The organism is Edaphosphingomonas fennica (genome assembly GCF_003034225.1).
Taxonomy (GTDB): Bacteria; Pseudomonadota; Alphaproteobacteria; order Sphingomonadales; family Sphingomonadaceae; genus Sphingomonas_E; species Sphingomonas_E fennica.
The window spans coordinates 78,359-92,401 of the sequence record NZ_PHHF01000026.1; the positions used below are offsets into that span (position 1 = coordinate 78,359).

7 protein-coding genes and 1 tRNA gene are annotated in these 14,043 nt (G+C 66.9%); 3 read left to right on the top strand and 5 right to left on the bottom strand.

The features are described 5' to 3' along the window. The first annotated feature begins 121 nt into the window (after positions 1 to 121). The 3 genes from CV103_RS06320 (at position 122) to CV103_RS06330 (ending at position 4,762) form a co-directional block, all read left to right on the top strand. Positions 122 to 1,141 carry an SPOR domain-containing protein gene (locus CV103_RS06320; protein ID WP_107394342.1) on the top strand — a complete coding sequence of 340 codons (1,020 nt, stop codon included), beginning with the start codon at positions 122 to 124 and terminating at the stop codon, positions 1,139 to 1,141. 84 nt (positions 1,142 to 1,225) lie between these two features. Further along, complete coding sequence (locus tag CV103_RS06325; protein ID WP_107394343.1) at positions 1,226 to 2,326, top strand: DUF5694 domain-containing protein; 1,101 nt, start codon at positions 1,226 to 1,228, stop codon at positions 2,324 to 2,326. Between the two features lie 132 nt (positions 2,327 to 2,458). Beyond that, positions 2,459 to 4,762: a TonB-dependent receptor gene (locus tag CV103_RS06330; protein ID WP_170112569.1), complete on the top strand. Its 2,304-nt coding sequence runs from the start codon at positions 2,459 to 2,461 to the stop codon at positions 4,760 to 4,762. A gap of 43 nt (positions 4,763 to 4,805) precedes the next feature. Here CV103_RS06330 and CV103_RS06335 read toward each other — a convergent pair whose 3' ends face one another. The 5 genes from CV103_RS06335 to gltB form a co-directional block, all read right to left on the bottom strand. Then, positions 4,806 to 6,305 (bottom strand): PepSY-associated TM helix domain-containing protein, encoded by a 1,500-nt coding sequence (locus tag CV103_RS06335; protein WP_107394345.1) that lies wholly within the window; start codon positions 6,303 to 6,305, stop codon positions 4,806 to 4,808. Beyond that, the gene (locus CV103_RS06340) at positions 6,302 to 6,868 is read right to left on the bottom strand and encodes a hypothetical protein (protein ID WP_107394346.1); all 567 of its coding nucleotides are present in this window, start codon (positions 6,866 to 6,868) and stop codon (positions 6,302 to 6,304) included. Before CV103_RS06340 ends, CV103_RS06335 begins: the two co-directional genes overlap by 4 nt. Continuing rightward, positions 6,862 to 9,147 carry a TonB-dependent receptor gene (locus tag CV103_RS06345; protein ID WP_107394347.1) on the bottom strand — a complete coding sequence of 762 codons (2,286 nt, stop codon included), beginning with the start codon at positions 9,145 to 9,147 and terminating at the stop codon, positions 6,862 to 6,864. Before CV103_RS06345 ends, CV103_RS06340 begins: the two co-directional genes overlap by 7 nt. A 165-nt stretch (positions 9,148 to 9,312) precedes the next feature. Continuing rightward, positions 9,313 to 9,389: transfer RNA gene (locus tag CV103_RS06350), tRNA-Arg, on the bottom strand. Positions 9,390 to 9,492: 103 nt separating this feature from the next. Beyond that, a complete protein-coding gene (gene gltB, locus CV103_RS06355; protein ID WP_107394374.1) occupies positions 9,493 to 14,037 on the bottom strand; it encodes a glutamate synthase large subunit in 4,545 nt (1,514 codons plus the stop codon). Positions 14,038 to 14,043: the final 6 nt, after the last annotated feature.

Genomic DNA, 14,043 nt, shown 5'->3' on the forward strand with positions numbered 1-14,043 from the left:
AATGCCATACCGATAGTATGGAACGGACCGGGGCAAGATCACTGACGAAAGATTAACCATCCCGGCCCCATGGCCGGGATGGGCCGATCAGGCGGGCAGGCCGGGTTTACAGGGAACAAGCATGGTTTCGTCGGGGCAATGGCTGGGTGCGGTGGCGGTGCTGGCGGCGGCGGGCGCGGCAACCTTCGCACCGGCGGCGGAACCTGCCGACGCCCCGGCGGCCCAGGCGCTTCTCGCGCCGCCCGCGCCCGGCCCGGCGGCGCCGTCCGGTCCGGCGGCGGGCGTCGCCGCATGGAAGCGCGGCGATTATGCGGCGGCGATCGCCTTCTGGCGTCCATTGGCCGAGGCCGGCAATGCCGATGCGCAGTTCAACCTGGGCCAGGCCTATCGGCTGGGCCGTGGCGTGGCCGCCGATCCGAAGGCGGCGCGCGACTGGTATCGCCGGGCGGCCGAGCAGGGCCATCCCCAGGCGCAGGCCAACTACGGGCTGCTGCTGTTCGACGACGGCGATCGCCAAACCGTCCTCCCCTGGCTGCAGAAGGCGGCCGAGCGGGGCGATGCCCGCGCGCTCTACGTGCTGGGCACACTGGCTTTCAACGGCGATCCCCCGCCGCGCGACTGGGTGCGGGCCTATGCCTATATGAAGCGCGCTGCGGCGAGCGGCCTGCCCCCGGCGGTGAACAGCCTGGCGGAGATGGAGCGCTACATCCCCAAGGACGAACGCCGTCGCGGCGAGGCGCTGGCGCTGGAAATGGGCCGCACCGCCGCCGTCGGACAGACGGTGATACCGGCGATGGCGACCGAGGCTGCAGCAGCCCCGGTGCCCGCCGCCAAGGCCGCGAAGGACAGGAAAGCGAAAGTCGCGGCGCCCGATCGATCGCCTGCCGCCACGGCGGCTTCACCTTCCACCAGCGGCGGCTGGCGCATCCAGCTCGGCGCGTTCAGCGATGCCGCGCGCGCCGACGGCCTGTGGCAGAAGCTCAGGAACACGCATGCCGTGCTGGCCGACAAGCAATCCTTCCTGATCGATGCGGGGGCGGTGACGCGATTGCAGGCCGGCCCCTTCCCCGATCACGCCGCCGCAGACCGCGCCTGCGCGGCGCTGGCGGCACATGGCCAGGCCTGCTTCACGACGCGCTAGACGGCACCGATTCGACTGTATTGCATGGGCAACACAGTCGAGCTAGAGCGGCATCTCGTTCATGCTCAAAAAAAGGGGTGTCGCATGGCCGGCCTTCGTCGATCCACGCTTGTTGCATTGGGCCTCGCCCTGTTCGCCGGGGCGGCCCTGGCAGATCCTCCACGGCAGGATTACCGGCCGTCCTTCCAGCCCGACCGCCTGAAAGGTCCGGCCGCCGGCAAGCCCAACGAAGTGCTGGTGCTGGGGACCATGCACCTGTCCGACCTGCCCGACAGCTTCCGGCCGGACATGACGGCCCCGCTTGTGGAACGACTGGCAAGCTGGCGGCCGACGGCCGTCGCCACCGAGGACATGTCCGGCCTGCAATGCGACAGCCTGCGCCGCTATCCCTCCCGCTATGCGGAGACCGTGAAGGATTATTGCCCCGACACGGCGGCCGCGGGCAAGGCGACCGGGCTGGACGTGCCCGCCGCCAATGCCGAGGCCGAACGCCTGCTGGCGGACTGGCCGGCCGCGCCCTCGGCCGCCCAGCGGCGGCATCTGGCGGCCCTTTTCCTGGCGGCGGGCGAGCGCGGCTCCGCGCTGGTGCAATGGCTGCGCCTGCCGGAGGGCGAACGCCGCGTCGGCGACGGCCTGAATGCCGAGCTGGCGGCCCTGCTGGACAAGCTGAAGGACCGGCGTAACGAAACCTACCTGATCGCAGCCCCCCTCGCCGCCCGGCTCGGCCTGGAGCGGCTGTGGAGCGTGGACGATCATTCGGCCGACAGCCCCGGCCCGGTGGACGAGAAGGCTTATGAAGCCGCGATCCGCCGCGCGTGGGACAACCCCGCCGCGCATGCGCGGCGGGCGGAGGATGATCGGCTGGAAGCCGGCCTCTCCCGCCCGGACGGGCTGATGGCGATGTATCGCGCCTATAATGCGCCGGGCGTGCCGATGCAGGTCTATCTCTCCGATTTCGGCGCCGCGCTCGAGGAACCGTCGCCGCAGGCCTTCGGCCGCAGCTATGTGGGCTATTGGGAAACGCGCAACCTCCGCATGGCGGCCAACATCCGCGACGTGCTGGGCCGCCGGCCCGGCACCCGCCTGCTCGCGATCGTCGGCTCATCGCACAAGGGCTATTACGAGGCCTATCTCAACCAGATGCACGATGTGACGCTGGTGGACGTCAATGCGGTGCTTCAGTAGCCGCGGCGCCGAAGGTCGTCACGATAGGGAAACAATCGCGGCCTAGGGCGCCTTGCCAGCGCTTCCGAAATAATTTGTTACAGAAGCAATATGTGCGTCACTGGCGGCCGGACAGACACCGCCAAAGGGGGAATGATGTTCAAAGCGGTTGGAAAATCATCCTTGTTGCTGGGCGCCGCCATGGGCGCATTCTGCTGCCCCATCGCGGTGCAGGCGCAGGAAACGAGCGCCGGCGACGATCTGGGTGAGATCGTGGTGACGGCGGAGCGGCGATCGGAGAATCTCCAGAAGGTGCCGGTTTCGGTGGGCGTCATCGGCGGCGGCAACCTCCGGGACTTCCAGAGCGGCGGCGACGATACGCTGCTGGCGCTCTCCGGCAGGGTGCCGAGCCTTTATGCCGAGACGACGACCGGCCGCATCTTCCCGCGTTTCTACATCCGCGGCCTGGGCAATATCGATTTCTACCTCGGCGCGTCCCAGCCGGTTTCGATCATCCAGGACGATGTGGTGCTGGAGCATGTGGTGCTGAAATCGAACCCCGTGTTCGACGTGCGGCAGGTGGAAGTGCTACGCGGGCCGCAGGGTTCGCTGTTCGGCCGCAACACCACCGCCGGCATCATCAAGTTCGATACGATCCGTCCGAGCCAGGATCTGGAGGGCCGCGCCTCCGCATCCTATGGCAGCTACAATACGGTGACCTTCGACGGCGGCATCGGCGGCGCGATCGTGCCCGACAAGGTGGCGGTGCGCGTATCCGGCCTCTACCAGCATCGCGACGATTATGTGGACAATGTGTTCACCGGCACCAGCGCCGACGGCACCGTGACGCCGAAGAAGAATGCGATGGGCGGTTATGACGAGCGCGACATCCGCCTGCAGGTGCTGCTGACGCCGACCGAGCGGCTGTCCATCCTCGCATCCGGCCATGCCCGCGATTATGACGGCACCTCCACCCTGTTCCTGCGCGGCGCGCTGAAGAAGGGTTCGAACAAGACCGACGTGCCGCGCGACGAAGTGGCCTACGACGAAGCCGACAATAATCCGCAGGCCTACAACACCTACGGCGGATCGCTGCACATCGATTATGATTTCGGGCCGGTGACGCTGACGTCGATCACGGCTTACGAGACCACCTCCGGCTACAGCCGCGGCGATACCGACGGCGGTGCCGCCGCCGACTTCCCCGTCAACGGCGTGCCCAACGGCTTCGGCCAGTCGATGGGCAAGGTGCGCGATCTCGACCAGTGGACCCAGGAAGTGCGCCTTGCGAGCGCCAATGACGGGCCGTTCAAATGGCAGGTCGGCGGTCTTTATTTCGACAGCCGCGATACGACCGATTTCTACCAGCGCGCCTATTTCCTCACCACCGCCGCGCACAATCCCAACAACTGGGTGCGGCTGCACAATGTGAACACCAGCTGGGCGCTGTTCGGCCAGGCGAGCTACGCCATCACGCCGGACTTCACCCTGACGGGCGGCGTCCGCGTGACCGAGGACAAGAAGGAGACCCGCCTGCTGAAGACCGCCGATACGGCGGCCGGCGTCGTGACCTATACGGGCCGCACCTTCGTCGAGCTGAAGGACACCAAGCCGAGCTGGGACATCAGCGCGCTCTATCAGGTGAACCCCGACGTCAGCCTGTATGCGCGCGTCGCCAAGGGCTTCCGCGGGCCGACCATCCAGGGCCGTTCCGCCGTGTTCAACAGCGATTTCACCACCGCCGATTCCGAGACGATCCTGTCCTGGGAGGCGGGCGTGAAGACCAGCCTGTTCAACAACACGCTGCGCCTGAACGCATCGGCCTTCACCTATACGGTCGACGACATCCAGCTGAACGGCAACGATGCCGACGGCAACGGCGTGCTGTTCAACGCCAACAAGGCCAGGGCCTACGGCTTCGAGGCGGAGGCCGACTGGCGGCCGGTGCGCAACCTGGCGCTGACGCTGGGCGGCAGCGTGCTGCACACCGAGATCAAGGACAAGCGCGTCTATGCGCAGGTCTGCGCGCTGAACGGCGCGGTCGTCTGCACCGTGGAGGACCCGACTATCACCGTGCCGACCGCGTTTGGCCCGGCGGTGTTCGCCCAGATCGACGGCAATCCGCTGCCCAACGCGCCCAAATACAACCTGAACTTCGCCGGCCGCTACGACCTGCCGGTAAGCGACGCGGGCAAGCTGTTCCTGGCGACCGACTGGAACATCCAGGGCTATACGAACTTCGTGCTCTACAAGACCAAGGAGTTCTATTCGAAGGGTAATTTCGAAGGCGGCCTGAAGCTCGGCTATAGCGGCAACGATGGCGTCTACGAGATCGCCTTCTTCGTCCGCAACATCACCAACGAGAAGAATCTGAAGGGCGTGATCGAGAATTACATGGCCGCCGTCTATAACGAGCCGCGCGTCTTCGGCATCTCGCTGAGCGGCAAGCTGAACTGAAGCGCATCATGGGGATGGAGGGCGACGGCGCTCCCCATCCCCGCTAGATGGCGACGGCCCGCGCTTTTTGCCCGCGAAGCAGCGAGGCCAGCAGCCCCAGTCCGCCGGCCAGCAGCAGCGCATCGACCAGCAGGGGCGCCATATCTTTCCCCAGCAGGGGGACGCCATGGAGCAAGGCGAGCGCCAACAGCAGGATCGCGAGCGCCCAGCGCCAGCCCCGGGAGAGCCGGTCCGCCGATATGGTGCCGGCCAGCGCAGCGGCGAGGATCGACAGGATCGTCAGGCCCAGCCACGCTGCCGGCAAAGGTGCCGTGGGCGTCAACAAGGCGAGCAGTGCCGTCAGTGCGAGAATGGCGGGCTGGCCCCAGCAGACGGTGGCCCAGATGCGTTCCCATCGCGGCGCCGGCCTGCCCCGATCGCGGCGGCGGGCAAGCCAGATCGTCACGCCGGTCGAGGTGACGACGCAAAGGGCGAGGCCGAGCAGGCCATAAGCCAGCCGCACGGGCAGGCCGCCGAACCAGCCGAAATGGATCTGGCCGATGCCGCCGAGCAGGCGGGTGCCGGTGACGATATCCTGGGGATGCTCGTCATGGACCATGGCCCCGCGCGCATCGAACCGGGTTTCATCCTGCGAGACGAGCAGGCGCGGCCGGCCGCCATCCACCGAGATGCGCATATCCGCCCGGCCGGGCCGTTCGACCATCAGGCTTTGCGGCTGGGCGCCGGGCGCGCGGGCGCGGGCATCGGCGATCAGCGCGGCGATATCGGGCATCGGCACGGCGCGCGCATCGACGGGCGGCGGCGGATCGAGGAACAGTTCGTAGACCTTGCCCATGTCGCCCCGGTAAAGCAGCAGCGAGAGCGCCGCGACGATGACGGTGCTGAGCCCGAGCAGCGCGCCGGTCAGCGCCAGCGCGAAGTGGAAGGGCAGCGCCCAGACGCCGAGCCGGTTGTGGAGATCGGCCTCCTGCAAGCGGCGCGATCCGCCGAGCCGCAGGTGGAAGGCATCGCGCACGATGCGCGGATGGGCCAATATGCCGGAGACGAGCGACGACAGCAGCGCCACCCCGGTCAGCCCGACGATGAATTCGCCCCAGCTGCGCGGCAGGTGCAGGTTGACGTGGAGGTGGATCAGGAATTCCGTCCAGATCGCTTCCATATCGGCGAGCGCGCCGTCGGCGGCCACGGCCCATTTCCGTTCGAAGGTGGGGCTATAGGCAACCAGCGTCGCCCCGTCGCGCGCGGGCGTGGGCAGGCTGAGATAGAGCGTGGCATCGGCCGGCGCGTGCCTCGCCCCCTCGGCGATCGCCCGCGCCGCCGCCGTATCGGAGAGCGAGGAGATGACGGGCGCGGCCGGGATTTCCCAGCGTTCCAGATCGGGCGCGAAGACCGCGATCGTGCCGGTCAGGCAGACCAGATAGATTATGCCCGCGAAGGCGAGGCCGAGGACCGAGTGGCTGCTGAGCACCGCGCGCACCGTTTCCGGCGAGATCGGCCAGCGCCATTGCCGGCTGCGGCTGTTCCGGGCTTTCATATCGTTCATGCCGCCCCTCCCAGAGCCGCGAGGCCGAAGCCGACGATGCTGGTGCCGGCCAGAACGGCGGTGGCGCGCAACAGGCGGCGATCGGCGAGCGTCCACGTCATCGCCAGCCCCCAGAGCACGGGCATCATCATGCCGCCGAGCACGATCCGCGTGCGCGGATCGCCCGGCAGATAGACGGTGATGCAGAAAGCGATGCCCATCGCCGCCGTCATGCCCAACGGCCCGGCCAGCAGGGCACGCAGCACGCCGCGCCAGAAGCGGCCCGGCTCCTCCAGCGGCTCGGGCGCGACTTCGCCTTCGCGCAGGCGTGCCGCCTTGCGGCGGACCCGGCTGGACCAGACGACCACCAGCGCGCCGATGCCTTGCAGCGCGAGTGCCAGCGCCAGCCCCTTGACCGGGCCGATCAGCACGGCCGATGCCAGCGCGAGACCGGCCAGCACGCCCCAGCCGCCGGCAATCAGGCCGATCGCCGATCTGTCACGCCGCTGCCAGGACCGGCGGAGCAGGGAGGCGCCGAGCGCGCCGCCTGCCAGCAGCGCGAGGCTGGCCGCCGCGATCACCAATGGACGCCCGCGCCCACGCCGAAGGTCTGCGGATCCCCCAGGATCGCCTGGTGGATCGCCGCATATTCATATTGCTTGTATTTTTCGTTGAAGAGGTTGCGCGCGAACAGGAACAGCGACCAGCGTTCCGTCTCATATCCGATCCGGCCGTTCACGACCGTGCGGCCCGAAACCTTGTATTGCGCCTGATCCTGGCCCACGCCGGTGAAGACCGAGGTGCGATAATTGGCGTTGAGGTTGGCGGCGAAGCCGCCGCCGAATTCCGCGTTCACCCCGCCTGATAGCGTCCAGCGCGGCGCATAGGGGAATTGGGTGCCCTTGAGATCGACGGTGCTGGTGGCGCCCTGCGGAAGATCGAAATCGTCGAACTTTGTGCGGACATGGCCGACCGAGGCATAGACATCCACGCCCCGCGCGACCTTGGCATTGGCTTCCACCTCGAACCCGTAGAGGTGCGATCCGGCCGCGTTCACCGTGTTATAGTCATAGGCGTTCTGCCCGAAATAGGCGGTCACCTGCTGGTCCTTCCACGTCATGTAGAAGATGTTGGCGTTGAGGACGAGCCGCCCGTCAAGCCATTTGGACCTGAGCGAGCCTTCATAGTTCCAGCTATATTCGGGATCGTAGGGCACCAACTCGGCCCGGGCCGGATTCTGGCTCGACCCGCCGGAGCGATAGGCGCGCTGGACGGTGAAGGCGGTGGTGAGATCCGGCGTCCAGTCCATGCTGATGCCGGCCTTGGGCAGGAAGGCGTTGAAGGTGCGGCTGTTGGACGCCAGCGGCGAGGAGGCATCGGACACGAGGCCCAGCACGCCCTGGTTGATCAGCGAGATGATGCCCGCATAAGGCGCGCCCATGAAGTTCGGGTCCGGTAGGGTGCCGTTGAACGTCGCCACCGTTTCCGCCGCATAACGGTTGCGTTCGTGATCGAAGCGGAAACCGCCGATCAGCGTGAGCCGATCCGTGACCTTCAGGCGCGCGTCGCCGAACAGCGCCATCGTCTCCACCTTTTCGGGCTGATCCCCATTATAGGCCACGGGGATCACCGGAAGCTGGGCGGCATAGGCGTTGCTGATGAACTGCGCCTGCGCCGGCGTGGCGCCGTTGGCCTGCAGCAGCCCGGCGATCGTCGCGGTCGGCGTTTCGATATTGATGCGGCTGTTCTGGTGGATGCTGCCGGTGCGGCGATAATACCAGGCGCCGAGCAGGCCGCTCAGCGTATCGCTATCATAGTTGAGGCGCAGTTCCTGCGTCAGCGTCTTGTAGAGATAGCGGTTGTCGATGGTCTGGAGGTCCGCCGGCGTGCCATCGGTATCGATCACCGAATGGACCTTGGACCTGTTCCACGAGGTGACGCTGGACAGCTTCAGCTTGTCGGCCAGCGGGTAGCTGAGGTTGAACACCGCGATATCGCTGTCGATCTTGCCGCGGCTGGGCTGATCGCCGGTCGAGATGCGGTGGTCGTAATAATCCGGCACGTCGGTGCGGGAATATTCGTAGAGATAGCCGCCGTCACGCCGCACGCGGTTGTAGCTGGCGACAGCCTCCAGCCCCGGGATCGCGGCGGGCGTCCACTTGATCTTGCCGCGCAGGTTCAGCGCCTTCAACTCATCGTCATAGCCGCCGCGCGTCACGTTGCGGATCAGGCCGCGATCGGCGCGCCGCTCGGCCGAAAGGCGCACGCCGAGTTCGTCCTCGATGATCGGGCCGCCCACCGCGCCTGAAAAGGTGCGGTCATCATGTTCCGTCCACAGCACGCGCGCATCGCCCGTCCAGTTGACGAGCGAGGGGTCCTTGCTGGTGATGACGATGCCGCCCGCCAGCGCATTGAGGCCCTGGATCGTCGATTGGGGGCCGCGCAGCACCTCGACCTGCTGGACGTCCCACATGTCGGTGGGGCCGCCATAGAGCGCCCAGTGCGGGATCGGCGCGCCATCGACATAGACGCTGGCGGCATCCGCCTGCCCGCCCGCGCCGACGCCGGTGTTGCTGACGCCGCGAATCGTGAAGCCGGCCGCGCCATAGGTTTCGGAAAGATTGGCCGTGCGGTTGTAGACGTCCTGGATCGTGATCAGGGCTTCCTTCTCGATCCGCTCGGGCGTGACGACGGCGATGCTGGTCGGCGTCTGCTGCAACGTGCGCGTGCTCTTTTCGCCGGTGACGATGATCTCGCCCGGCGTCGTCGCCTCCTCGTCCACCGCCGGAGCCGTATCGGCCCAGGCGGGTGCGGCAAACGCGACGATGGCAACGCTGGAAAGCAGTGCGAAAAACCGGCTCATGGATCCCCCTGTTCGCTCAGGGCGGTCCATATCCGGAAGCTAACGCAAGTCAATCGCAATTAGTGATCGGTATCGGGACGGCCCCGCATGCCGGCGATCCGGCGCCATCGCACGCCTCCCATGCCCCGCCCCCGGCGAGGTGTCATCGACATGTTCCGATGGAAATGGCGACCCCGGCGTGACTCGAACACGCAACATCCTGCTTAGAAGGCAGGTGCTCTATCCAGTTGAGCTACGGGGCCGCTGGAGCAATCCGGGCGTGGCCATAACCGGTTTCGCCGCCGCGCGAAACCGTCTGTGGCGCGACCGGGTGAACGATCGCGCCACGGCTGGCCCGGACGGTCCTTATTCCGCGGCGACTGCGGCGGCTTCCGCCTCGGCATCGCTGAGCGGATGTTCGAGGCGGGAGACCATCTCCTTCGGGCAGACCTGCCAGAAATGGCCGCGCCAGCGATCCCAATCATCGAGAATGATGTTGGACCATTTGCTGTCCGTCGCCACCGCATGCTCGGCGATCAGGGCCTTGAGGCGGGTTTCCCAATAAGTGGAGGCCAGCCGCTGCCAGACGATGCTTTCCGGGTTCGCCCGCGACGCGAAGTCGCCATGCTCATCCAGCACGAAGGCCATGCCGCCCGTCATCCCCGCGCCGAAATTCTGGCCGACGCGGCCGAGGATCACAGCGGTGCCGCCGGTCATATATTCGCAGCCGTTGGCGCCGCAGCCTTCGACCACCACCGTCGCGCCCGAATTGCGGACGGCGAAGCGCTCGCCCGCCTGGCCGGCCGCATAGAGGCGGCCCGAGGTGGCGCCGTAGAGCACGGTGTTGCCGAGGATCGTGTTCGACCGGCTTTCCAGCGGCGAGGAGACGGTGGGCCGCACGGTGATGATCGCCCCCGAAAGCCCCTTGCCGACATAGTCGTTGGCGTCGCCGAACACTTCGAGCGTCAGTCCCTTGGCCGCGAAGGCGCCCAGCGACTGGCCGGCCGATCCGCGCAGGCGGACATGGACGTGGCCGTCGGCGAGCTTCTCCATACCGAAGCGGCGGACGATTTCCGACGAGAAGCGCGTGCCGACCGCGCGGTGCGTGTTGCGCACCGTATAGGTGAGCTGCATCTTCTCGCCGCGTTCGAACACGGCCTTCGCGTCCGCGATCATCTGCGCGTCGAGGCTGTCCGGCACCTCATTGCGGAAGGTGGGGATGTTGAAGCGGCGCTTGTCGTCGTCCGCATCCACCTTGGCCAGCACCGGGTTCAGATCGAGATCGTCGAGATGCTCGGCACCGCGGCTGACCTGGCGGAGCAGCTCAGTGCGGCCAATCACCTCGTCGAGCGAGCGGACGCCCAGCTTGGCGAGGATCTCGCGCACTTCCTCGGCGATGAAGGTCATCAGGTTGATGACCTTTTCCGGCGATCCGACGAACTTCTTCCGCAGCGCCTCGTCCTGCGTGCAGACGCCGACCGGGCAGGTGTTCGAATGGCACTGGCGGACCATGATGCAACCCATCGCTACCAGGCTGAGCGTGCCGATGCCGAATTCCTCGGCCCCCAGGATCGCGGCGATCACGATATCCCGCCCGGTCTTGAGCCCGCCGTCGGTGCGCAGCTTCACCCTGTGGCGCAGACCGTTGAGGGTGAGCACCTGGTTCGCCTCGGTCAGGCCCATTTCCCAGGGCGTGCCCGCGAACTTCACCGAGGTCTGCGGAGACGCGCCGGTGCCGCCGACATGGCCCGAGACGAGGATCACGTCCGCATGCGCCTTGGCGACGCCAGCCGCGACCGTGCCGATGCCCGCCTGGCTGACCAGCTTCACGCAGACCCGCGCGCGCGGGTTGATCTGCTTCAGATCGTAGATGAGCTGGGCCAGATCCTCGATGGAATAGATGTCGTGGTGCGGCGGCGGCGAGATGAGCGTGACGCCCGGCGTCGAGTGGCGCAGCTTGGCGATCTGCGCCGTCACCTTGAAGCCTGGAAGCTGGCCGCCCTCGCCGGGCTTGGCGCCCTGGGCGACCTTGATCTCGATCTCCTCGGCCGCGTTCAGATATTCCGCCGTCACGCCGAAGCGGCCCGAGGCGATCTGCTTGATGACCGAGTTGGCGTTGTCGCCATTCTCATAGGGCGTGTAGCGGGACTTGTCCTCGCCGCCCTCGCCCGACACCGCCTTCGCGCCGATCCGGTTCATCGCGATCGCCAGCGTCTCATGCGCTTCGGGCGACAGCGCGCCGAGCGACATGCCGGGGGTGACGAAGCGCTTGCGAATCTCGGTTATCGCCTCGACCGAATCGATCGGAATCGCCTCGCGCGCCCAGTTGAACTCCAGCAGATCGCGCAGATAGACGGGCGGCATATCCTTCACGCCGCGCGCGAATTGCAGATAGGTGGAATAGCTGTCGGTCGCGACCGCCGTCTGCAGCAGGTGCATGAGCTGGGCGGAATAAGCGTGCGCCTCCCCGCCGTTGCGCTGGCGGTAGAAGCCGCCGATCGGCAGCGTGGTGACGGCTTCGTCGAAGGCCGCGTCGTGGCGCAGCTTCGCCGAGAGCTGGAGCGAGGCATAGCCTTCGCCCGAGATCTTGGCCGGCATGCCGGGGAAAAGATCGTTGACCAGCGCGCGGGAGAGGCCGACAGCCTCGAAATTGTAGCCGCCGCGATAGCTGGAGATCACGGCGATCCCCATCTTCGACATGATCTTGAGCAGGCCGTCGTCGATCGCCTTGCGCTGCCGCTTCAGGCAATCCTCCAGCGAAAGATCGCCGAACAGGCCGCGCGCGTGGCGATCGGCGATCGCCGCCTCGGCCAGATAGGCGTTCACCGTGGTCGCGCCGACGCCGATCAGCACCGCGAAATAATGGGTGTCGAGGCATTCGGCCGAGCGCACGTTGATCGACGCGTAGGAGCGCAGCCCCTTGCGGACGAGATGGGTGTGGACGGCGGCGGCGGCCAACACCATCGCGATCGCGATGTGATCCGGCCCGACATTCTCATCGGTGAGGAACAGCTCGGTCCGGCCCTCGCGCACGGCCTTCTCCGCCTCGGCGCGGACATGGGCGATCGCCTGGCGGAGCGAATCCGGCCCGCCATCGACCGGATAGGTGCAATCGATCTCCGCCGCGTGGCGGCCGAAATGGCCCTTCAGCCGCGCCCAGTCGGAACAGCTGAGCACGGGCGAATCCAGCACCAGCACATTGCCCTGCTGCGCCTCGACATCGAGGATGTTGGCAAGGTTGCCGAACCGCGTCTTGAGCGACATCACCTGCGTTTCGCGCAGGGAATCGATCGGCGGGTTGGTGACCTGGCTGAAATTCTGGCGGAAGAAGTGGCTGACGAGCCGCGGCTTGTCCGAGATGACGGCCAGCGGCGTATCGTCGCCCATCGATCCGATCGCTTCCTTGGCGTCCTCCACCTGGGGCGCCAGGATCAGCTCCATATCCTCCAGCGTCTGGCCGGCGGCGACCTGACGGCGGGTCAATTCCGCGCGATCATAGGCGGGCCGCGCATCGGCGGCTTCGGGCAGATCGTCGATCGACAGGAAATTGCGGACCCATTCGCCATAAGGCTGTTCGGCCGCGATGCGATCCTTGATCGCGCGGTCGTCGTAGAGCCTGCCTTCTTCCAGATCGATCGCGATCATCTGGCCGGGCCCCATCCGCCCCTTCCGCACGATCGAGCTTTCGGGCACGACGACCATGCCGGTTTCCGATCCCACGATCAGCAGATTGTCCGCCGTCTGCGTGGTGCGCAGCGGGCGGAGCGCGTTGCGGTCGACGCCCGCCACAGCCCAGCGGCCATCCGTCATCGCCAGCGCGGCCGGGCCGTCCCACGGCTCCATCACAGAGGCGAGATAGGAATACATGTCGGCATGGGGCTGCGGGATATCCGCTTCCTGCCAGGCTTCGGGCACCAGCATCAGCTTGGCGGTCGGCGCGTCGCGGCCCGAACGGCAGATCGCCTCGAACACGGCGTCGAGCGCGGCGGTATCGGAGGCGCCCGCCGGGATCAGCGGCTTGATCTCCTCCGAATATTCGCCGAAGGCCAGCGAGGCCATCTTGATCTCGTGGCTCTTCATCCAGTTCTTGTTGCCGCGGATCGTGTTGATCTCGCCATTATGGGCGAGGTTGCGGAACGGCTGGGCCAGCCACCATTGCGGGAAGGTGTTGGTGGAATAACGCTGGTGGAAGATCGCGACGCGGCTGACGAAGCGCTCGTCCTTCAGGTCCGGGTAGAAGACCGAAAGCTCCTCCGCCAGGAACAGCCCCTTATAGACGATCGAGCGGCACGACAGCGAGCAGGCGTAGAAGCCCTGGATCTGCGCCTCGATCACCTTGCGTTCGATGCGGCGGCGGATGAGGTAGAGCTTCTTTTCGAACTCCGCCTCGTCCATCTCCTCCGGCAGCGGGCCGGCGATCATGATCTGCTCGATCTCCGGCCGGGTGGCCTGCGCCTTTTCGCCGATCACCGACACGTCGACCGGCACCTGCCGCCAGCCATAGATGGTGTAGCCGAAATCGATGATCTCGGATTCGACGATGGTGCGGCAGGTTTCCTGCGCGGCGAGATCGGTGCGCGGCAGGAAGATCATGCCGACGGCGAGCCGGTTGGGCAGCGGGCGGTGGCCCGAAGCCTCGATCGCATCGTCGAAGAAGCGCACCGGCAGGTCGACATGGATGCCGGCGCCGTCGCCCGTCTTGCCGTCCGCATCGACGGCGCCGCGATGCCATACCGCCTTCAACGCATCGATCGCAGCCGTGACGACGCGGCGGGAGGCCTTGCCGTCCGTCGCCGCGACCAGGCCGACGCCGCAGGCATCGCCTTCCATGTCGGGGTGATACATGCCGTCGGCGGCGAGGCGCGCGCGCTCGGCATCGAGGACGGTGTTGGGCTGGTCGTAGGTCGTCATCATCTC